A 19,258-nucleotide genomic window follows, 5' to 3' on the forward strand; every position below is an offset into this window, starting at 1 on the left:
TCTTTTTATGGTTTGGCTTATGGCTTGGCACAGTCTGGCGGCTCAAGGAGACAGCGGCTCGCGATGATATTCATCGGCCCCACACTCCGGGCAGGTGTCAAGCTGCTCCGGGTGCAGCACGGTATGGCGCCACTCGCAGTGGTCGCACACCAGCACCCCGAGTCCCACCCAGTCCCCCGCCCGGTAGACCCCCTTGTGTTCCAGCTCGTCCGCCAACTCCTGCCACTCCACCTGGGTTCGGTCGGTCACGTCCGCCAGCCAGGACCAGGCGGTGTCCTTGAGCGCCAGCATGAAGGCGGACTCCTCCACCTGCTCATCCTTGCGCCCTTCGTCATAGTTGCCCAGATCCCGCTTCACATACTCGGCGATCAGCGCCAGCTCGTCCTGGGTCAGATCCCCGGCCGCCTCCAGATAGGCCTGCACCTTGGCGATCATCCGGTTGAGGCGCTCTCCCTGAAACGCTTCCGTCTCTTCCCACTGCTTCTTGAGCTGGGCGATAAAGGCTTCATACCCTTGTCGACGTTTGTCCATGGCCATCACTCCTCTGCTGAATCCCGATCGAGCCAGACCCTGACCTCGGGCTCGGCGGATACGGGCGGCGGTTGCCATTCTCACTTCGTTGCGACTCTCGCGGCTCTTGCGGCGCTGCAAATCCTCGCGGGTACCTGACCTGGCCCGAGACCGGGCGGATGCTGGCGGTTGTTGCCGCCGCAGGATATGGGTATTCTATCGGGATTTCCCAGCCGTTTTATCTATTCATTTCACAGATCCGGATGTCACCAATGCAAGAGCAATACGTTCCCCAATCCATAGAACCAGCAGTGCAGAAGCACTGGGATGCCAAGAAAACCTTCAAGGCGGTGGAGAAAGTAGACAAGGAAAAGTTCTACTGCCTCTCCATGTTCCCCTATCCGTCTGGTCGTCTACACATGGGGCACGTTCGCAACTACACCATAGGTGATGTGATCTCCCGTTATCAACGGCTCAATGGCAAGAACGTGCTGCAACCCATCGGTTGGGATGCCTTCGGCCTGCCGGCAGAAAACGCCGCCATCAAGAACAACACGGCGCCGGCCCCCTGGACCTACGAAAACATCGAATACATGAAGAACCAGCTGAAGATGCTGGGTCTGGGCTATGACTGGGATCGGGAGCTGGCCACCTGCAAGCCGGACTACTACCGCTGGGAGCAGTGGTTCTTCACCAAGCTCTACGAAAAGGGCCTGGTCTACAAGAAGACTTCCTCCGTCAACTGGTGCCCGAACGACATGACGGTGCTGGCCAACGAGCAGGTAGTGGACAACTGCTGCTGGCGCTGTGATACCCCGGTGGAACAGAAAGAGATCCCCCAGTGGTTCATCAAGATCACCGACTACGCCGAAGAGCTGTTGAACGACATCGACAATCTGGAAGGCTGGCCGGAGATGGTCAAGACCATGCAGCGCAACTGGATTGGCCGCTCCGAAGGGGTCAACATCAGCTTCAATATCGACGGTCAGGCCGAGCACCTCGAGGTCTACACCACCCGTCCGGACACCTTCATGGGTGTGACCTATGTGGGCATCGCCGCCGGTCACCCGCTGGCGCTGCAGGCAGCCCAGGACAATCCGGAGCTGGCCGCCTTCATCGAAGAGTGCAAGAACACCAAGGTAGCCGAAGCTGAACTGGCCACCATGGAGAAGAAGGGCATGGCAACCGGCCTCTTCGCCATTCACCCGCTGGATGGCCGCAAGGTGCCGGTCTGGGTCGCCAACTTCGTGCTGATGAACTACGGCACCGGCGCCGTGATGGCGGTTCCGGCCCATGATCAGCGTGACTTCGAATTCGCCACCAAATACGGCCTCGACATCAAGGCGGTGATCAAGCCGGTTGATGGCGACGCCGACGTGAGCGAAGCGGCTTATACCGAGAAGGGCGTGCTGTTCAACTCTGGCGAATTCGACGGTCTCGACTTCCAGGGTGCCTTCGATGCCATCGCCAACAAGCTGGAAGGGCTCGGCAAGGGCAAGCGCACCGTCAACTACCGTCTGCGCGACTGGGGCGTTTCCCGTCAGCGCTACTGGGGCGCTCCCATCCCCATGCTGACCCTGGCGGACGGTACCGTGGTGCCGACCCCGGAAGATCAACTGCCGGTACTGCTGCCGGAAGACGTGGTGATGGACGGTATCCAGAGCCCGATCAAGGCCGATGCCGAGTGGGCCAAGACCACTTATAACGGCCAGGAAGCGTTCCGCGAGACCGATACCTTCGACACCTTCATGGAGTCTTCCTGGTACTACGCCCGCTACTGCTCCCCGGACTACGACAAGGGCATGCTGGATCCGGCGGCTGCCAACCACTGGCTGCCGGTGGATCAATACATCGGCGGCATCGAGCACGCCTGTATGCACCTGCTCTATGCCCGCTTCTTCCACAAGCTGCTGCGCGATGCGGGCCTCGTGAACAGCGACGAGCCGTTCAAGCGCCTGCTCTGCCAGGGCATGGTGCTGGCCGACGCCTTCTACTACAAGGATGAGAAGGGCGGCAACGTCTGGGTCAGCCCCCTCGACGTCAAGGTGGAACGTGACGATAAGGGCCGCATCACCAAGGCTGTCGACCTTGAGGGTCGTGAAGTGATGCACTCCGGCATGACCAAGATGTCCAAGTCCAAGAACAACGGCATCGACCCGCAGCTGATGGTGGAGCGTTACGGCGCCGATACCGTCCGTCTGTTCATGATGTTCGCCTCTCCGGCCGAGATGACCCTGGAGTGGTCCGACTCTGGCGTGGAAGGTGCCCAGCGCTTCCTGCGTCGCCTGTGGCGCATCACCTTCGAGCACGTATCCGGTGGCGCCGTTGCCGCACTGGACGTCGCCGCCCTCACCAGCGACCAGAAAGCCGTGCGCCGCGAGCTGCACAAGACCATCGCCAAGGTGAGCGACGATGTGGGTCGCCGTCAGACCTTCAACACCGCCATCGCCGCCATCATGGAGCTGATGAACAACCTGGCAAAACTGGGCAGTGACGCTCAGGATCGCGCCCTGATGCAGGAAGCGCTGGAAGCGGTCGTGGTCATGCTCTACCCCATCACCCCGCACATCGGCTTCGAGCTGTGGAAGATGCTGGGCAAGGAAGGGGACATCGATGTCGCGGCCTGGCCGGTGGCTGACGAAGCGGCCATGGTCGAGACCGAGAAGCTGGTGGTGGTGCAGATCAACGGCAAGATGCGCGGCAAACTGACCGTACCGGCCGAGATAAGCCAGGCCGACGTCGAGAAGCTGGCCATGGCCGATGCGTCCGTACAGAAGTTCACTGACGGTCTGACCGTGCGCAAAGTCGTGTACGTGCCGGGCAAGCTGCTCAACATCGTGGCCAACTGATGACGCCTCCCCTGGCGGCGGCCGACGGTCCGGGCCAGGGGCTGACGACACACGGATGATGACGGCGGGCCCTGCGCCCGCCGCTCTTCCCTTCATGCAAAGAGGATTTTTTATGGGCACCATCTTCACGCGCTGGATGGCCATCGTGCTGGCAGGACTGCTGCTGCAGGCCTGCGGTTTTCAGATGCGGGGCACCGCCATTCCCCCAGAGCTGATGACCATGAAAGTGGTCGGTGACAACAAGAGCGACTTCTACCGACTGGTCACCACCCGTCTCAAGGCCGCTGGCGTCGAACTCGCCGACAAGGAGGGCATCCCGGTGCTGACCCTGGCCGGGGTACGTAGCCGCAGCCAGGTCGCCTCGGTCGACTCCATCGGCCAGGACCGCGAATACCTGCTCAGTTACAGCACCCAGTTCACCGTGGTCATGCCGGGCAAACCGACCCAGGTCTTCCCCATCACCTTCAATCGCAGCTTCCTGAACAAGCCGGATGCGGCACTCGCCTCCTCCCGCGAGCAGGAGCAGCTGGGCAAGGAGATGCAGGAGCAGGCCGCCAACCTGGTTATTCGCCAGCTCAGTCAGGTCAAGTTCTGATGCGCGTATCTTGATGAGAGGGTGTTGATGAGAGTCTATCCCGAGCAGTTTGCGGATCATCTCAAGGCAGGGCTCAAGCCCTGCTATCTCATTTTTGGGGACGAGCCCCTGCTCAAACTGGAAGCTGTCGACGCCGTGCGTCAGGTGGCTCGCAAACAGGGCTTCGATGAACGCCACAGCTTCGTGGTGGAACAGGGGCTGGACTGGAACCTGGTCTACGATGCCTGCCAGGCCATGAGCCTGTTCTCGGCCCGCCAGATCATCGAGCTGGAGCTGCCCGCCAAGATCGACAAGGATCTCGCCGCCCGCATCAGCGACATTGGCAAGCAGCTCCACCCCGACCTGCTGCTGGTGCTCTCGGGCCCCCGCCTCAACCAGACCCAGATGAAGGCGGCCTGGTTCGACAAGCTGAGCCAGAGCGGCACCTATGTACCGGTCAACCACCCCGAGCCCCGCTTCTTCCCGCGCTGGATGAGCGCCCGCTTTCAGCGCTTCGGCCTCAAGGCACTGCCGGATGCGGTCAACTTCATGTGCCACGCCTACGAGGGCAACCTGCTGGCCGCGAGCCAGGAGATCGAGAAGCTGACCCTGCTCTCGCCGCCCCAGCCCATCAGCGTCGCCTATCTGCAGGAGACCATCATCCGCCACGCCCACTTCACTCCCTTCCAGCTCGTCGATACCCTGCTGGAAGGAAAGGTGAACCGGGCCCAGCGCATCCTGCTGGCCCTGCGCGCCGAGGGCACCGAACCCGGCATGCTGGCCTGGACCCTGTGCCGCGAGCTGGAGCAGCTCACCGAGCTGGCGCTGGCCGCCCGCGCCGGACAGCCCCTGGTGGAGCATTTCAGCCGCCTGCGCATCTGGCAGAGCCGCCAGCAGCTCATCCAGCAGGCGCTGACCCGGCTTCCCTTCCCCAAGATCCGGCAACTCTGGCAACTGATGGCCCAGCTGGACCATGCCCAGCGCCATTTCGACACCGAACAGGCCTGGCTGATGCTGCAAACCATCGCCCTCGGCTTTCGTGACGGTACCCCGCTCCCCCTGCTGGAGACGGAATCATGCTGACACCGCCCATCGGGATCCTCGGCGGCACCTTCGATCCCATTCACATCGGCCACCTGAGGCCCGCCATCGAGGCACGGGACGCCCTGGGTCTGGCCGAGGTGCGCCTGCTCCCGAACCATATCCCGCCCCACCGGGCCAATCCGCTCTGCTCCAGCGAGCAGCGGCTCGCCATGGTCCGGCTCGCTGCGGCGGACAACCCGGGATTCGTGGTGGATGAGCGGGAGCTCAGGCGCGACACCCCCTCCTGGACTATCGACACCCTTGTCGAGTTGAGGAGCGAGCTGCCGGACACCCCGCTCTGCTTTTTGATGGGGATGGATTCCCTGCTCGGCCTGCCGGGCTGGCACCGCTGGCAGGAGCTGCTCGATTACGCCCATCTGGTGGTGAGCTGCCGCCCAGGCTGGCAACCGGATTATTCCGTCCAGGTTGCCGAGCTGCTGGCCCGCCACCAGACCCGGGACATTCAGGATCTCCATCGCCAGCGCCACGGTCATGTCTGGCTTTGTGACAACCTGCCCGTCGAGCTGTCGGCCACACGCCTGCGTGCCCTGCTCGCGGCAGGCCAGGATCCCAAATACCTGCTGCCCAACCCGGTCGCCGACTATATCCGGCGCCACGGGCTCTACCGCTCATCGGCAACGCAGTAAACGGCGCCACGCAGGCGGATCAGCCGACACGTCCGGGCGCACCGGGCCCGGCCCTGACTATTGCCAGGCCGGGTTGCACACTATAGTGATCGTCAAGGGGCCCCTCCCCCACGGGACGCCTCCCCGGGCGATGCTCCCTTTGCCAGGCTGGGAAACGGGAGTGACCATGATATAATCCGCCGCCCTCTGGCGCCGGAAGATAGGAGAAGACATTGCAAGGCCAAGAATTGCTCGCCTTTATCGTCGACAAGATCGATGACATGAAAGGCCGCGACATCATCACCCTCGATGTGCGCGGCAAATCCAGCATCACGGACACCATGATCATCTGCTCCGGCAACTCCAATCGTCACGTCAGTGCCATCGCCCACAACCTCGCCAGCGAGGCCCGTCATGCGGGGCTCGACCTGCTGAGCGTGGAAGGGGAACTCACCGGTGAGTGGGTGCTGGTGGACATGGGGTCGGTCATCGTCCACGTGATGCAGGATGAGTACCGCGACTTCTACCAGCTGGAAAAACTCTGGAGCGGCGCCGCCCAGGTCAATTCGCAATAAAGGGCGACAGCGTAACCAAAGATGAAGATCCAGTTGATTGCCGTGGGCACCAAGATGCCTGCCTGGGTAGAGCATGGCTTCGAAGAGTACCGTCGCCGCTTCCCCAAAGACATGCCGTTCGAGCTGGTCGAGATCGGCGCAGGCAAGCGCGGCAAGAATGCCGACATTCCCCGCATCCTGCAAAAGGAAGGGGAAGCCATGCTGGCCGCCGCCGGCCGCTCCCGTATCGTGACCCTGGACATTCCGGGCAAGCCCTGGACCACGGAGCAGCTCGCCGTGCAACTGGAAGCCTGGAAGCTGGATGGCCGGGATGTGGCGCTGCTGGTGGGTGGCCCGGAGGGGCTCTCCCCCGAGTGCAAGGCTGCCGCGGAGCAGAGCTGGTCTCTCTCGCCCCTGACCCTGCCCCATCCCCTGGTGCGGGTACTGGTGGCCGAGAGCCTCTATCGCGCCTGGAGCATCACCACCAATCACCCTTATCACAGAGAGTGACCCATGCCGACCCTGAGCATGCATTTCTCCTCTCTCACCCGCACGTCAGCCACAAGGTAACGGCATGCTGAAGAATCGCATTGAAATGCGCGATCACAGTGCCGAGGGACGTCTGTTCTTCCGGCGCACCCTGGTCGCCTACATCGGCATGGTCACCCTCATGCTGGTGCTGCTGGCTAACCTCTACTACCTGCAAGTAGAGTCTTACGAAACTTATCAGACCCGATCCAACGACAACCGCATCCGTGTGGTACCGGTGGCGCCGCCCCGTGGCCTCATCTACGACGCCAACGGTGTCCTGCTGGCGGAAAACCGCCCTGTCTACAGCCTGGAGATCGTGCCCGAAGAGACCGAGAACCTGGAGAAGACCGCGGACGACCTCATCACCCTGCTGGCCCTGCCGGAGGGGACCAAGGAGAAGTTCCTGGCCGAGGTCAAACGTCAGCGCCGCTTCAAGCCCGTGCCCCTGTTCGAGAAGCTGACCGAATACCAGGTCGCCCTCTTCTCGGTCAACCAGCACAACTACCCGGGGGCCAGCATCGAGGCCTACCTCAAGCGCTACTACCCGTTCGGCGATACCCTGACCCATGCCCTGGGCTACGTGGCCAAGATCAACACCCGTGACGTGGAGCGCCTCGAGAAGGAGGAGAAGCTCGCCAACTATGCCGCCACCAAGGACATCGGCAAACAGGGGGTAGAGAAGTACTACGAGGATCAGCTGCACGGCGTGGCGGGTTATCAGGAGGTCGAGGTGAACAACCGCGGCCGGGTGGTGCGCACCCTGAAATTCCAGCCCCCCGAGCCCGGCAAGGACATCTACCTCAACATCGACATCCGCCTGCAGTTGAAAGCCCAGGAGCTGCTGGCCGGCCGCCGGGGCGCCATCGTGATGATGGAGCCCAACACCGGCGCCATCCTGGCCATGGAGTCGAGCCCGAGCTACGACCCCAACCTGTTCGTGACCGGCATCTCCAGCGCCAACTACTCGGCGCTGCTCAACGATCCCGCCCGGCCGCTGGTCAACCGCACCACCCAGGGCATCTATGCCCCCGCCTCCACCGTCAAGCCCATGATGGCGGTGATGGGGCTCAATGAGGGGGCGATCACCCCCAATTACCGCTACTTCGGCGGGCCCAGCTTCTCCATCCCGGGCACCACCAAGAAGTTCCGGGACTGGCGCCGCTGGGGCCACGGCTGGCTCGACGTCTATCGCGCCATCGAAGTGTCGGCGGATACCTATTTCTACGATCTCGCCTACCGGGTCGGCATCGACAAGATCAACAGCTACATGACCAAGTTCGGCTTCGGCCAGTACAGCGGCGTGGACCTCTATGAAGAGACCCGGGGCGTCATGCCCTCCCGGGACTGGAAGATGGCCCGCTGGCGTCAACCCTGGTACCAGGGGGACACCATCTCCATCGGCATCGGCCAGGGCTACTGGAGCGCCACCCCGATCCAGCTCGCCAAGGCCATCAGCATCCTGACCCAGAACGGTCACGACGTGACGCCGCACCTGCTCAAGAGCACCGCCTCCTCCGATGGCGTGGTCAACGCCCCCATCAACCCGAACGTGGCCATCGCCGCCAAGAGCGATACCTACTGGCAGGTGGCCAAGGACGGCATGTGGCGCGTCATCAACGGCCACGAAGGGACGGGGCGCCGCGCCTTCGCCAATACCCCCTACAAGGCGGCGGGCAAGTCCGGCACCGCCCAGGTGGTGGGCCTGAAAGAGAACCAGGTCTACAACGCGGCCACCACCAAGGTGGAGCACCGCGACAACGCCCTGTTCGTCGCCTTCGCCCCCTTCGAGGCACCCAAGGCGGTGGTCGCCCTGGTGCTGGAGAACGCCGGGGGCGGCAGCGCCATGGCGGCACCGGTCGCCCGCCACATGCTGGATGCCTATCTGCTCCCGCCGGAACCCCAGTTGCCACCGGCACCGGAAAAGCCGTCCCAACCGAGTGAGGTCGTTTCCCAATGAGTAATTCTGCCCGCCAGCAGAGCATCTGGTACAAGCTGCACATCGACCTGCCGCTGCTGCTCGGCCTGCTGACCCTGATGGCCCTCTCCATGGTGGTGCTCTACTCCGCCTCGGGCCAGGATCTCGACTCCATCGTGCGCCAGCTGGTGCGCGGCGCCCTGGCCTTCGGTCTGATGATCGGCATGGCCCAGCTGCCGCCCTCCCTCTATGCCCGCTGGTCGGTGCCCCTGTTTGCGGTGGTGGTGCTGCTGCTCATCGCGGTGGACGTGTTCGGCCATATCGGCAAGGGGGCCCAGCGCTGGCTCGATCTCGGCTTCATGAAGTTCCAGCCCTCCGAGGTGATGAAACTCTCCATGCCCATCATGGTGGCCGCCTGGCTCAGCCGGCACTCCCTGCCGCCAAAGTTCAGCCATGTGATGATCGCCCTGGTGATGGTGCTGCTGCCCACCCTGCTTATCGCGGCCCAACCCGATCTCGGCACCTCCATCCTGGTGGCCGCTTCCGGCTTCTTCGTCATCTTCCTGGCGGGGATCAGCTGGTGGCTCATCGGGCTCGCGGTCTTGCTCATCTGCGCCTTCATGCCGGTACTCTGGTTCTTCCTGATGCACGACTACCAGCGCCAGCGGGTGCTGATGCTGCTGGACCCGGAGAAGGACCCGCTCGGTCGCGGCTATCACATCATCCAGTCCAAGATTGCGATCGGCTCCGGCGGCGTGTTCGGCAAGGGGTGGCTGCAAGGCACCCAGTCCCAGCTCGAATTCCTGCCAGAGCGCCACACCGACTTCATCTTCGCCGTCTTCAGCGAGGAGTTCGGTCTGGTGGGAGTGGCCCTCTTGCTGGTCATCTACCTCTACATCATCAGCCGCTGCCTGTTTATCTCCATGCAGGCCCAGAACAGCTTCGAACGCCTGCTGGGGGGCGCCCTGACCCTGACCTTCTTCGTCTATGTGTTCGTCAACATGGGCATGGTAAGCGGCATCCTGCCGGTGGTAGGAGTTCCCCTGCCACTGGTGAGCTACGGCGGCACCTCCATGGTAACCCTGATGGCGGGCTTCGGCGTTCTGATGTCCATCCAGACCCACAGGCGGCTGCTCGCCTGATGCGGCTCGGCTGGCTGGCTCTATCTCTGTGCACCCTGACGGCGGGTGCTGCCGTCTCGCCGGCCCGGCTCAGCCTGCTGGCCGAGCAGCAGCAGGTGCCGCTGGCAGAGTTGCAGGCCGCCGCCGCCCAGGCCAGCCTGCGCCAGGAGGTGCTGGACACCATCCGCCGCCCCTGGGAAGCCAAGCCCTGGCACCGCTACAGGCCGCTGTTCGTCACCCCGGAGCGCATCCGGGACGGAGTGGGATTCTGGCAGCGCCATGCCGCCACCCTGGCACGGGCCGAGCAGACCTACCAGGTCCCCGCCTCCCTCATCGTCGCCATCATCGGCATCGAGACCTTTTACGGTCGACAGATGGGGCGCCATCCGGTGCTCGACAGCCTTTACACCCTGGGATTCCACTACCCCGAACGGGCGGATTTCTTCGCCAAGGAGTTTGCCCAGCTGGTGCTGCTTGCCCGGGAAGAGAAGTGGCCGCTCACCAATCTCAAGGGCTCCTATGCCGGCGCCATGGGCATGGGCCAGTTCATGCCCTCCAGCTACCGTCACTACGCGGTCGACTTCGACGGAGACGGCAAGCGGGATCTCTTCGCCAACCCGGCAGATGCCATCGGCAGCGTGGCCAACTACTTCGCCCTGCACCACTGGCGCTGGGGCGAGCCGGTGGTGGAGCCCGCCTTGATCGGATTGGCGCCAGTAGGTACCCTGCTTGCACCCGAGCTCGAGCTAAGACACCGCTGGACAGAGCTGGCCGCTGCGGGCATAGAAGTCGCCACACCGCCGTCACCCGAGACGCCGGTAAAACTGCTGGCGATGGAGCAGGCCGAAGGACCGGAATACTGGGTCGCGCGCCACAATTTTTACGTGATCACCCGCTACAATCGCAGCCCTCTCTATGCGATGGCGGTGCATCAACTCAGTCAAGCAATCCAGGACGCTTATGCATTACAGCCACAAACTTCTTCCCCTCAGCCTGACCTTGTTGCTGGCCGCCTGTAGCAGCCAACCCGAACCCCAGCCGCTGCCCCCGGAGCCCGTCCCCCAGGAGAAGCCCCAGGTCATCGAGATCCCCCAGGCGACCGGCGCCATTCCCCGCCCCGAACCCATGAGCGAGAGCGGCAACCGGGACTACTGGATCGGCAAGCAGAAGTTTGAGGTGTGGCGCGACATCAAGCACTACAGCGAGGAAGGCACTGCCAGCTGGCTCTCCCGGGATCTGGACGGCAACAAGACTGCCAACGGTGACGTGCAGGACAGCACCCTGTTCAGCGCAGCCCACCGCAATCTGCCCCTGCCAAGCTACGTGCGGGTCACCAATCTGGACAACGGTCTGGAGACCATAGTACGCGTCAATGATCGCGGCCCCTTCGGCAGCGATCGCCTCATCGATCTCTCTCACGCCGCCGCCGCGCAGTTGGAGATGGTGGAAGGGGGTGAGGCCCGGGTGCGCCTCGAACTCATCACCGATCAGCCCGATCAGATGGTGGAGATGGTGCCCATGACCCCGATGACGCCCATGGAGCCTGCGGCGCCAGCAGCCAATTCCTTCGTGAACGAGACGCCGGCCCCCACGGCACCGGCCAAGGCCGCGCCTGCTCCTGCTCCTGCCGCCACGGCGACCACCACCGTCTCCCCTCCCAGGGCCGGTGCGACCCAGGGCAAGATGATCCAGGTGCTTGCCAGCGGCTCGCAGGCGCGGGCCGAGGCCATGGGCAAGGTGATGACCCAGCGCTATGGCGTGCCGTACCAGGTGGTGGCACATGGCGCCGTCTTCCGCGTCCTGCTCGGGCCCGTGGCCAGCGACAAGCAGGCCCCCCTGCTCGAGCAGATACGCCAGGGTGGGTTGGAGCAGGCCTTCATCGTGCCCTGATACCCGCCCCGACCTCGCGCCGGGATACGACGCGAGGTCGGGGGCCATCCCATAAAATCCCGTCCAGGTCGCATCTCGGACTATGACCGACACGCACATCTGGTATAGTGGGGCCCGCTTTTTTTCAACTTGGGTACATCCCATCCAGGCACCAGGAATTTCAAGATGTCCAAATTTGCCCGCTCCGTTATTCTGGCCTCCCTGTTAAGCGCCACCGCTCAGGCCAACCAGCCTGTTCCGACCCCGGATTCGGCCCTGCCGAGTGCCCAGCCGGTCCCCACTTTGAACAGCGCCCCCATGGTGGTGCCTGCCGCGCCCGAAATCTCCGCCAAGGCCCACATCCTGATCGACTACTTCTCCGGCCAGGTGCTGGCCGAGCAGAACGCCGACGAGCGTCTGCCCCCCGCCAGCCTGACCAAGATGATGACCTCCTACATCGTCGGCGACGAGTTGCACAAGGGGAACATCAAGGGCACCGACATGGTGACCATCAGCCAGAACGCCTGGTCCAAGAACTACTCCGACTCCTCCAAGATGTTCATCGAGGTGGGCAAGCAGGTCTCCGTCGATGATCTCAACAAGGGCATCATCATCCAGTCCGGCAACGACGCCTGCGTCGCCATGGCCGAGCACCTGGCAGGCAGCACCGACTCCTTCGCCAGCCTGATGAACGCCTGGGCCGCCAAGCTCGGCATGAAGGACTCTCAGTTCAAGAACCCCCACGGCCTGGATGAAGAGGGCCACTACAGTACCGCCCGCGACATGGCCCGCCTGGGTCAGGCCCTGATCCACGATCAGCCGGAGGAGTACAAGATCTACTCCCAGAAGTCCTTCGTGTTCAACGGCATCACCCAGCACAACCGCAACCGCCTGCTGTGGGACCAATCCCTGCAGGTTGACGGCATCAAGACAGGTCACGTCAGCCAGGTCGGCTACAACCTGGTCTCTTCCGCCACCAACAACGAAGGCATGCGCCTGATCGCCGTGGTCATGGGGGCCAACAGCGAGGCCTCACGCGCTGCCGAGAGCAAGAAGCTGCTCACCTACGGCTTCCGCTTCTTCCAGAGCCTGACCCCCTACAAGGCGGGCACCGAACTGGTCACCCAGAAGATCTGGATGGGCGACAAGCCGGAAGTGAAGCTGGGGGTCGACAAGGACGTCTCCGTGCTGGTCACCCGTGGCCAGGGCAACAACCTCAAGGCGGACTTCCAGCTGGAGAGCGAGCTGAAGGCGCCCCTGGCCAAGGGCCAGCGCGTCGGCACCGTGTACCTCAAGCAAGGGGACAAGGAGATCAAGCAGGTTCCCCTGGTTGCCCTGGAAGAGGTGCAGGAAGGTGGCCTGATGAGCCGCCTGTGGGATTACCTGGTCATGCTGGTCTCCAGCTGGTTCAAGTAACAGACCCTTCCTCAAGCAGCGGCGCCAACAGGCGCCGCTGCTGTCTTTTGCGGTCTGTCCAGTCAATAACCCTGTAATCTGCAGGTTCCGCCGACTGACGATTTGTGGTAAAAAGCAGCATTTCCACGTCTTGCCGCACCGCCAGGTCTTGATCCCGAGGCGGCTCATGCCCATATAGACTGGGAACTGTCCCCTGGGGGCAGATGAGGGGACCGTTTCGGCGGCCCTCAAAGACGTAAAGATGACGTCGCGTCCCGGCGACCCAGAAAGGTGAAGTAGATGAATACCAAGTTTGATGAACTGCTGGAGTTCCCCTGCAAGTTCCCGTTCAAGGTGCTTGGCGTGGCCGATCCCGCCCTGCCCGACATGGTGGTGGAAGTGCTGCAGCAACATGCTCCCGGCACCTACAGCCCGACCGTTCAACCGAGCTCCAAGGGCAACTATCACTCGGTACGGGTGACGGTCACCGCCCAGAGCAAGGAACACATCGAGGCCATGTATACCGCCCTTGGCAAGATCGAGCTGGTTCGTTACGTCCTGTAAGTTGCCTCTCTCGCCCCGCCACCGGGGCGACTGATTATTTGCCGCCCGGTCGCAGCGGCGACCGTACCGACACCGCGCCGCCAGTGAGGAAAGATGTCACTCGAAACGCCCGCCGAGCCACAACCGTCAGCCGGCCAACTGCTCGTCAGACAGCTGGGCCGTCGCCCCTACCAGCCGGTGTGGGACGCCATGAAGGCGTTCACCGACAATCGCACCCCCGACACCCCGGACGAGTTCTGGGTGGTGGAGCATGACCCCGTCTACACCCAGGGTCAGGCCGGCAAGGCCGAACACCTGCTCGCCCCCGGCAACATCCCGGTGGTGCAGAGTGATCGCGGTGGCCAGGTGACCTATCACGGCCCGGGCCAGCTGGTGCTCTACGTGCTGGTGGATGTGCGCCGCAGCAAGCTCTCTGTACGGGAGCTGGTGACCTGCCTCGAAACCGCCATCATCAACACGCTCGCCAAAAGCAATATCGAGGCCTACGCCAAGGCCGATGCCCCGGGCGTCTACGTGAAGAGCGATCTGGGTATGGAAGCCAAGCTGGCGTCCCTGGGTTTGCGCATTCGCAAGGGGTGCTCGTTCCACGGGTTGGCCCTCAACGTCAACATGGACATGACTCCCTTCCTGCGCATCAATCCGTGCGGCTATGCGGGCATGGCCATGACCCAGACCAGCGCCCTGGGCGGCCCGCAGAGCGTCGCCGAGGCACAGTCCCTGCTGGTGACGGAGCTGGCCCGCCTGATTGGCTACCAAGAGATCACGAATACCGAAGAGGCGGCATGAGCAACCCCATGCCCCGTGGTCACGAGGGAGCCGCAAGGCCCCTGGTGACCGTCAACCAGACAATAACAAACACCGAGAGTGAATCATGAGCAAACCCGTTCGTATGGAGCCGGGCGTCAAGCTGCGCGATGGCGACAAGATGGCCCTGATCCCGGTGAAATTCATGCCGGATCCCAACGAGGAAGTGCTGCGCAAGCCGGAGTGGATGCGGATCAAGCTGCCGCCGTCGAGCCAGAAGATCGAGCACATCAAGAGCACCCTGCGCAAAAACAAGCTGCACTCTGTGTGTGAAGAGGCTTCCTGCCCCAACCTGGCGGAGTGCTTCAACCACGGCACCGCGACCTTCATGATCATGGGCGCCATCTGTACCCGCCGATGCCCCTTCTGCGACGTGGCCCACGGCCGTCCGTTGCCGCTGGATCCGGAGGAGCCGAAGAAGCTGGCACTCACCATCAAGGAGATGAACCTCAAGTACGTGGTGATCACCTCGGTGGACCGCGACGATCTGCGGGACGGCGGTGCCCAGCACTTCGCCGACTGCATCAAGCAGATCCGCGAGCACAGCCCCCAGACCCGTATCGAGATCCTGACCCCGGACTTCCGTGGCCGGATGGAGCAGGCGCTGGAGGTGTTCCGCGAGACCCCGCCTGACGTCTTCAACCACAACCTGGAAACCGCCCCGCGCATGTACCGGGTTGCCCGTCCGGGTGCCGACTACAAGTGGTCCCTGGAGCTGCTGCGCCGCATCAAGGAGATGCACCCCCACGTGCCGACCAAGTCCGGTCTGATGATGGGCCTTGGCGAGACCAACGAGGAGATCGTCGAGGTACTCAAGGATCTGCGCGAGCACGGCGTCAACATGCTGACCCTGGGCCAGTATCTGCAACCGAGCCGCCACCACCTGCCGGTGAAGCGTTATGTGCCGCCCGCAGAGTTCGACGAACTCAAGGATGTGGCCATGGATCTCGGCTTCAGCCACGCCGCCTGCGGTCCCTTCGTGCGTTCCTCCTACCACGCAGACCTGCAAGCCAAGGGGGAAGAGGTCAAATAAGCCTCTTTCCTGCTGGCAGAGAAAAGAGCGCCTCTGGGCGCTCTTTTTTTTATCGCCGTCACCTCGCAGGCAGCGGTTGTCCCTTTGTGATTGGCGCCGTTCTGGCGTAACGTGGCCACTCCCCTTCTCTGGAGTGCTGTTCCGGATGTCGACTCTCACCGTTCGCCTGATCCCCCTGCGTGACGCAGACTTTCACGCCTATCGCGACTACTTCATCGAGGATTACGCCCAGGATCTTGCCAGCAACCACGGGATGGCGCTGCCTGACGCCCACCGTCAGGCCGACGCCTCATTGCAGCAGCTCCTGCCACTGGGTGTCGCCACCCCGGGTCATCACCTGCTCGCCATGGTACCTGAAGCCTCGAACGCGCCGGGCGGACCTCTGGGCTATCTCTGGCACGCCATCGACGCCGCCGCCGGCACCACCTTCATCTACGACTTCTATGTGACACCGCCCCATCGTGGTCGCGGCCTCGGCAAGGCAGCCATGGCCGCCCTGGAAGCGCAGCTCGCCCCCCTAGGCATCCACCAGATCAAGCTGAGGGTGGCCCATGACAACCCGAGGGCACTGGCGCTCTATCAGGCGCTGGGCTTCACCATCACGGGCTACAACATGGCAAAGCGTCTGGATTGAGCACCTTCATTGGGCCACCACCCGGCCCATGGCTCAGAGCGAGATGCCGGAAAAGGACATGAAGCCGAGGGACATCAGCCCGGCCACGATGAAGGTAATGCCGATACCCCGCAGCCCCTCGGGCACATCCGAATACTTCATCTTCTGGCGCAATCCCGCAATGGCGACGATGGCCAGCAGCCAGCCCAGCCCTGAGCCCGCCCCGTAGACCACGGATTCGATGAAGTCGTAATCCCGCTGGGCCATGAACATGACGCCGCCGAAGATGGCGCAGTGCACCGTCAGCAGCGGCAGATAGATACCGAGCGCGTGATGGAGCGCCGGGAAATGTTTGTCGAGCACCATCTCCATCACCTGCACCAGCGCCGCCAGCACCCCGATGTAGACGATGAAATCGAGGAAGCCCAGATCAAACTCCCCGAGGAAGGTACTCTCGGGACGCAGGATATGGCGGTAGATCAGGTTGTTGAGGGGGATGGCGATCACCATGACCACCAGCACCGTCATGCCCAAACCGAAGGCGGTGTTGATGTTTTTCGAGACGGCCAGGAAGGTGCACATGCCAAGGAAGAAGGCCAGCGCCAGGTTTTCCACAAAAATCGACTGGATGAAGAGATTGACGTAATAGTCCATGAATGAGTTCACCACTTGGTTGCAATAAGAGCACGTCCGCGCCCGGCCAACGGCCAGTCGCGAAGATGACGTCACGGATGACGTTTACAGAGAGAGCTGGCGCAGCACCCAGAATGACCACGGCAGCCGCCAGACTGCCGAGCAGCCCGGTCAGCGGTACTCAATGACGGGGATCAAACGGGCAGGCGCCCGGCTGGTGAACCTAGTCGCCCTGGCAGAAGCGATATTGCAGGTGGTGGCAGCGAAGCCGCCGTGTGTGCAGAGCGCCGAAGTAGTCGGGCCGCTGCCTGAGATAGATGAGAGGCAGGAAAAACAGCAGGCCGCAGAGCAGGCCGAGGATATCGTGCTGGAACCAGGCCAGCAGCACCTGATAGAGCTCGGCTTGAGCGGCCCCTTCCAACCGTCGACCCTGCTCGAAGCTGAGCCGCCACTGGCCGCCCGGCGGCAGGCTGACGCTGTTGACCAGCCCGGGATCGGCTGGCTCATGCAACTGCATCGCGGCGCCCTGGCCGACCGCAGCCTGACGTACGGCTGCACCGACCTCTGCCGCGGCGAAGGCGGCAAGCCACAGAAGGCCGGCGATGGCGAGGGCCATCGGCCAGGTCGAGCGTCGGCCAGCGGGTGACAAGCGGGAAGTCCCTTCTTTAAAAGAGGATTCAGCGAGGCCGAATATATCACAATTCATCTTTTTATTGAATTTGAAACCCTGCAAACACCCACGAATCGATACTAAAAACCCTCTTTATAAATAAACCGGCAATTAAAAACCACAATGAGCGCAAGGAGCACCCTCTTTGCCCTCACGGTGCCCCTCACTCCTGCACAAAGGCCGGGTGATAGCACACTTCGCCACGGGGCATGGCGGCGCCGAACGAGCGGGTCATGAAGTACTCGGGCGGCACGCCGGGCAGCGTCAACCCCGGCTCGGGCACGAAACCAAAACGGCCGTAGAAGCCGGGATCCCCCAGCACCACGCAGCCGGCCGCACCCACCCCCTTGAGCTCGGCCAGACCCGCGTCCATCAGCCGTGACCCCAGCCCCTTGCCGTGCAGCTCGGGAGAGACGGAAATGGGGCCAAGGCCATACCAGTGCGGGCTGCCATCGCTGATGGATACCGGCGAGAAGCAGAGGTGGCCGACCACCCGCCCCTCCTGCTCCGCCACCAGCGACAGGCTGAGTGCCCCGGCCTGGCGCAAAGCGCGCACGATCCGCTGCTCGTTGTGATCGGTATGGGGGGCATTGAGGAACGCGGCCACGGTCAGCGCTTCAATGGCGTCGTGATCGGCGCCTGTTTCAGGTCGAATGAGAATATTCATAAGGTTTTCTCCGTTTGCTCTCTTGCAATGGATGGCCTGATCAGACTGCCTGCAGGCAGCAGATCACATAGCCATAGCTGCCCAGGTATTGGCGGTGAATGGCCACTTCCCGGCTCAGATCCTGCCAGGCTGGGCTATCCACCAGCTCGGCACTGTGGCGCGCCAGATTGCGCTCGATGGGATCCAGATAGTTGTCCCAGGCCCTTTGCGGCAACGGGGTATGCCACAGGCAGCGATAACCCGCCTCCTGCACCGTCTTCAGCAGGCCCGCCAGGGTCTGCATGGCGGGATAATCTCGCTGCCAGAACACCAGCGCCTCCTCTGGGGGCGTGTCCGTCAGCCACACCAGGTCGCTCAGCACCAGGCAGGCAGCAGGGCCGGCAAGGTACGGCCGCCATGCTTGCAAGGCGTTGGCCACCCCGATGGTGTAGGCGCTCCCCTCGGCCCAGATGAGATCGGCAGGGACCAGGTCCGCCGGCAGCGCCGCCATGTTGGCGCACAGGGTGGTGACCTGCTCAAAGCCAGCCGCGCTGGCCGATCTCGCCACGGCGGCCAGCGCCTCCTCGTCCAGATCGATGGCTACGATGGTGGCGTCCGTCACCTGTGCCAGCGCCAGGGTGGCGGCGCCGCGCCCGCAGCCGATGTCGAGGATCCGGCGGGGCTGGCTGGGCAGCGCGGCAAATTGCTGCTGAGTGAAGAGGCTATCGCCCGGCCCCCAATAGCTCATGCCATCCAGCAGCAGCTTGAAGTCCCGGATGTAACGTTCATGTTCATTCATGTCTTTGCTGAGCCACTGCAGGTGGTAACGCTCTTTTTCACTGAATCCCTGCTTCATCACCCAGGCAAAGTAAGCCTGCGGGGCTTGATGCTGCAGTTGCCGCTGCCAGGCCTTGAACTCGTCGCCGGAGTGCGCACGCAAACCGGCGAGATCCGCCAGCAGATCCCGGGCGCGTTGCATCCGCGCCAGCTCTTCATCCAGCTCCCTGACCCGGGCTGCCAGCGTTGCCTGCTCCAGCTCGCCCGCCAGGCAGGCGAGGCACTGCTTGAGGCTGAGCCCGCCGGCCTGCAGGGCCTGTACCATCCGCATCCGCTGCAGATCGTCATCGTCGTAGTGGCGATAGCCGTTGGCGCCCCTCGTGCCCGTAATCACCCCCAGCTTCTCGTAATAGAGCAGGGTGGAGCGGGCCAGGCCGCAGCGCCGGGCCAGTTCGGATATTTTCATGACAGCAACTCGCTGAGGGGTCCGT

At 63.1% G+C, this 19,258-nt stretch carries 20 protein-coding genes; 15 read left to right on the forward strand and 5 right to left on the reverse strand.

The window, feature by feature from the left end:
- Positions 1–42: 42 nt before the first annotated feature.
- The gene (locus MUW49_RS14650; RefSeq protein ID WP_103243597.1) at positions 43–531 is read right to left on the reverse strand and encodes a zinc ribbon-containing protein; all 489 of its coding nucleotides are present in this window, start codon (positions 529–531) and stop codon (positions 43–45) included.
- A gap of 251 nt (positions 532–782) precedes the next feature.
- On the opposite strand from MUW49_RS14650, the gene leuS reads away from it, so the two are divergent.
- The 15 genes from leuS to MUW49_RS14725 all read left to right on the forward strand — a co-directional run bounded on the left by leuS (position 783) and on the right by MUW49_RS14725 (position 16,062).
- Positions 783–3,359, forward strand: a complete 2,577-nt coding sequence (gene leuS / locus MUW49_RS14655) for a leucine--tRNA ligase (RefSeq protein ID WP_244812908.1) — start codon at positions 783–785, stop codon at positions 3,357–3,359.
- 112 nt (positions 3,360–3,471) lie between these two features.
- Positions 3,472–3,954: an LPS assembly lipoprotein LptE gene (lptE, locus tag MUW49_RS14660; protein ID WP_043153202.1), complete on the forward strand. Its 483-nt coding sequence runs from the start codon at positions 3,472–3,474 to the stop codon at positions 3,952–3,954.
- 27 nt (positions 3,955–3,981) lie between these two features.
- Entirely contained in the window at positions 3,982–5,016 is a 1,035-nt protein-coding gene (holA, locus tag MUW49_RS14665) for a DNA polymerase III subunit delta (protein ID WP_244812909.1), read from the forward strand.
- Complete coding sequence (gene nadD, locus MUW49_RS14670) at positions 5,010–5,663, forward strand: nicotinate-nucleotide adenylyltransferase (RefSeq protein WP_010673763.1); 654 nt, start codon at positions 5,010–5,012, stop codon at positions 5,661–5,663. Before holA ends, nadD begins: the two co-directional genes overlap by 7 nt.
- A gap of 212 nt (positions 5,664–5,875) precedes the next feature.
- Complete coding sequence (rsfS, locus tag MUW49_RS14675) at positions 5,876–6,217, forward strand: ribosome silencing factor (protein WP_010673762.1); 342 nt, start codon at positions 5,876–5,878, stop codon at positions 6,215–6,217.
- Positions 6,218–6,238: 21 nt separating this feature from the next.
- Positions 6,239–6,706, forward strand: a complete 468-nt coding sequence (rlmH, locus tag MUW49_RS14680; protein ID WP_005298242.1) for a 23S rRNA (pseudouridine(1915)-N(3))-methyltransferase RlmH — start codon at positions 6,239–6,241, stop codon at positions 6,704–6,706.
- 64 nt (positions 6,707–6,770) lie between these two features.
- Positions 6,771–8,684, forward strand: a complete 1,914-nt coding sequence (mrdA, locus tag MUW49_RS14685) for a penicillin-binding protein 2 (RefSeq protein WP_010673761.1) — start codon at positions 6,771–6,773, stop codon at positions 8,682–8,684.
- The gene (gene rodA / locus MUW49_RS14690) at positions 8,681–9,784 is read left to right on the forward strand and encodes a rod shape-determining protein RodA (RefSeq protein WP_010673760.1); all 1,104 of its coding nucleotides are present in this window, start codon (positions 8,681–8,683) and stop codon (positions 9,782–9,784) included. The genes mrdA and rodA overlap by 4 nt, the downstream gene beginning before the upstream one ends.
- Positions 9,784–10,782 (forward strand): lytic murein transglycosylase B, encoded by a 999-nt coding sequence (gene mltB, locus MUW49_RS14695; protein WP_244812910.1) that lies wholly within the window; start codon positions 9,784–9,786, stop codon positions 10,780–10,782. The genes rodA and mltB overlap by 1 nt, the downstream gene beginning before the upstream one ends.
- Positions 10,724–11,653: a septal ring lytic transglycosylase RlpA family protein gene (locus MUW49_RS14700; protein ID WP_244812911.1), complete on the forward strand. Its 930-nt coding sequence runs from the start codon at positions 10,724–10,726 to the stop codon at positions 11,651–11,653. The genes mltB and MUW49_RS14700 overlap by 59 nt, the downstream gene beginning before the upstream one ends.
- A 165-nt stretch (positions 11,654–11,818) precedes the next feature.
- Positions 11,819–13,048, forward strand: coding sequence for a D-alanyl-D-alanine carboxypeptidase family protein (locus tag MUW49_RS14705; protein WP_010673757.1), 1,230 nt, complete (start codon positions 11,819–11,821; stop codon positions 13,046–13,048).
- 279 nt (positions 13,049–13,327) lie between these two features.
- Positions 13,328–13,591: a DUF493 family protein YbeD gene (gene ybeD, locus MUW49_RS14710; RefSeq protein ID WP_010673756.1), complete on the forward strand. Its 264-nt coding sequence runs from the start codon at positions 13,328–13,330 to the stop codon at positions 13,589–13,591.
- A 93-nt stretch (positions 13,592–13,684) separates the two neighbouring features.
- Complete coding sequence (gene lipB / locus MUW49_RS14715) at positions 13,685–14,377, forward strand: lipoyl(octanoyl) transferase LipB (protein WP_010673755.1); 693 nt, start codon at positions 13,685–13,687, stop codon at positions 14,375–14,377.
- Between the two features lie 85 nt (positions 14,378–14,462).
- Entirely contained in the window at positions 14,463–15,428 is a 966-nt protein-coding gene (gene lipA / locus MUW49_RS14720) for a lipoyl synthase (protein ID WP_244812912.1), read from the forward strand.
- A gap of 145 nt (positions 15,429–15,573) precedes the next feature.
- Positions 15,574–16,062, forward strand: a complete 489-nt coding sequence (locus MUW49_RS14725; RefSeq protein ID WP_244812913.1) for a GNAT family N-acetyltransferase — start codon at positions 15,574–15,576, stop codon at positions 16,060–16,062.
- Positions 16,063–16,095: 33 nt separating this feature from the next.
- Here MUW49_RS14725 and nqrE read toward each other — a convergent pair whose 3' ends face one another.
- The 4 genes from nqrE to MUW49_RS14745 all read right to left on the reverse strand — a co-directional run bounded on the left by nqrE (position 16,096) and on the right by MUW49_RS14745 (position 19,233).
- Entirely contained in the window at positions 16,096–16,695 is a 600-nt protein-coding gene (nqrE, locus tag MUW49_RS14730; RefSeq protein ID WP_010673752.1) for an NADH:ubiquinone reductase (Na(+)-transporting) subunit E, read from the reverse strand.
- Between the two features lie 202 nt (positions 16,696–16,897).
- The gene (locus tag MUW49_RS14735; RefSeq protein ID WP_244812914.1) at positions 16,898–17,323 is read right to left on the reverse strand and encodes a hypothetical protein; all 426 of its coding nucleotides are present in this window, start codon (positions 17,321–17,323) and stop codon (positions 16,898–16,900) included.
- 184 nt (positions 17,324–17,507) lie between these two features.
- The gene (locus MUW49_RS14740) at positions 17,508–18,011 is read right to left on the reverse strand and encodes an N-acetyltransferase (RefSeq protein WP_244812915.1); all 504 of its coding nucleotides are present in this window, start codon (positions 18,009–18,011) and stop codon (positions 17,508–17,510) included.
- 40 nt (positions 18,012–18,051) lie between these two features.
- Positions 18,052–19,233, reverse strand: a complete 1,182-nt coding sequence (locus MUW49_RS14745) for a MerR family transcriptional regulator (protein WP_244812916.1) — start codon at positions 19,231–19,233, stop codon at positions 18,052–18,054.
- Positions 19,234–19,258: the final 25 nt, after the last annotated feature.

The sequence above is a fragment of the Aeromonas sp. LsrichE-8G genome, assembly GCF_022869435.1.
GTDB classification, from domain to species: domain Bacteria; phylum Pseudomonadota; class Gammaproteobacteria; order Enterobacterales; family Aeromonadaceae; genus Aeromonas; species Aeromonas caviae.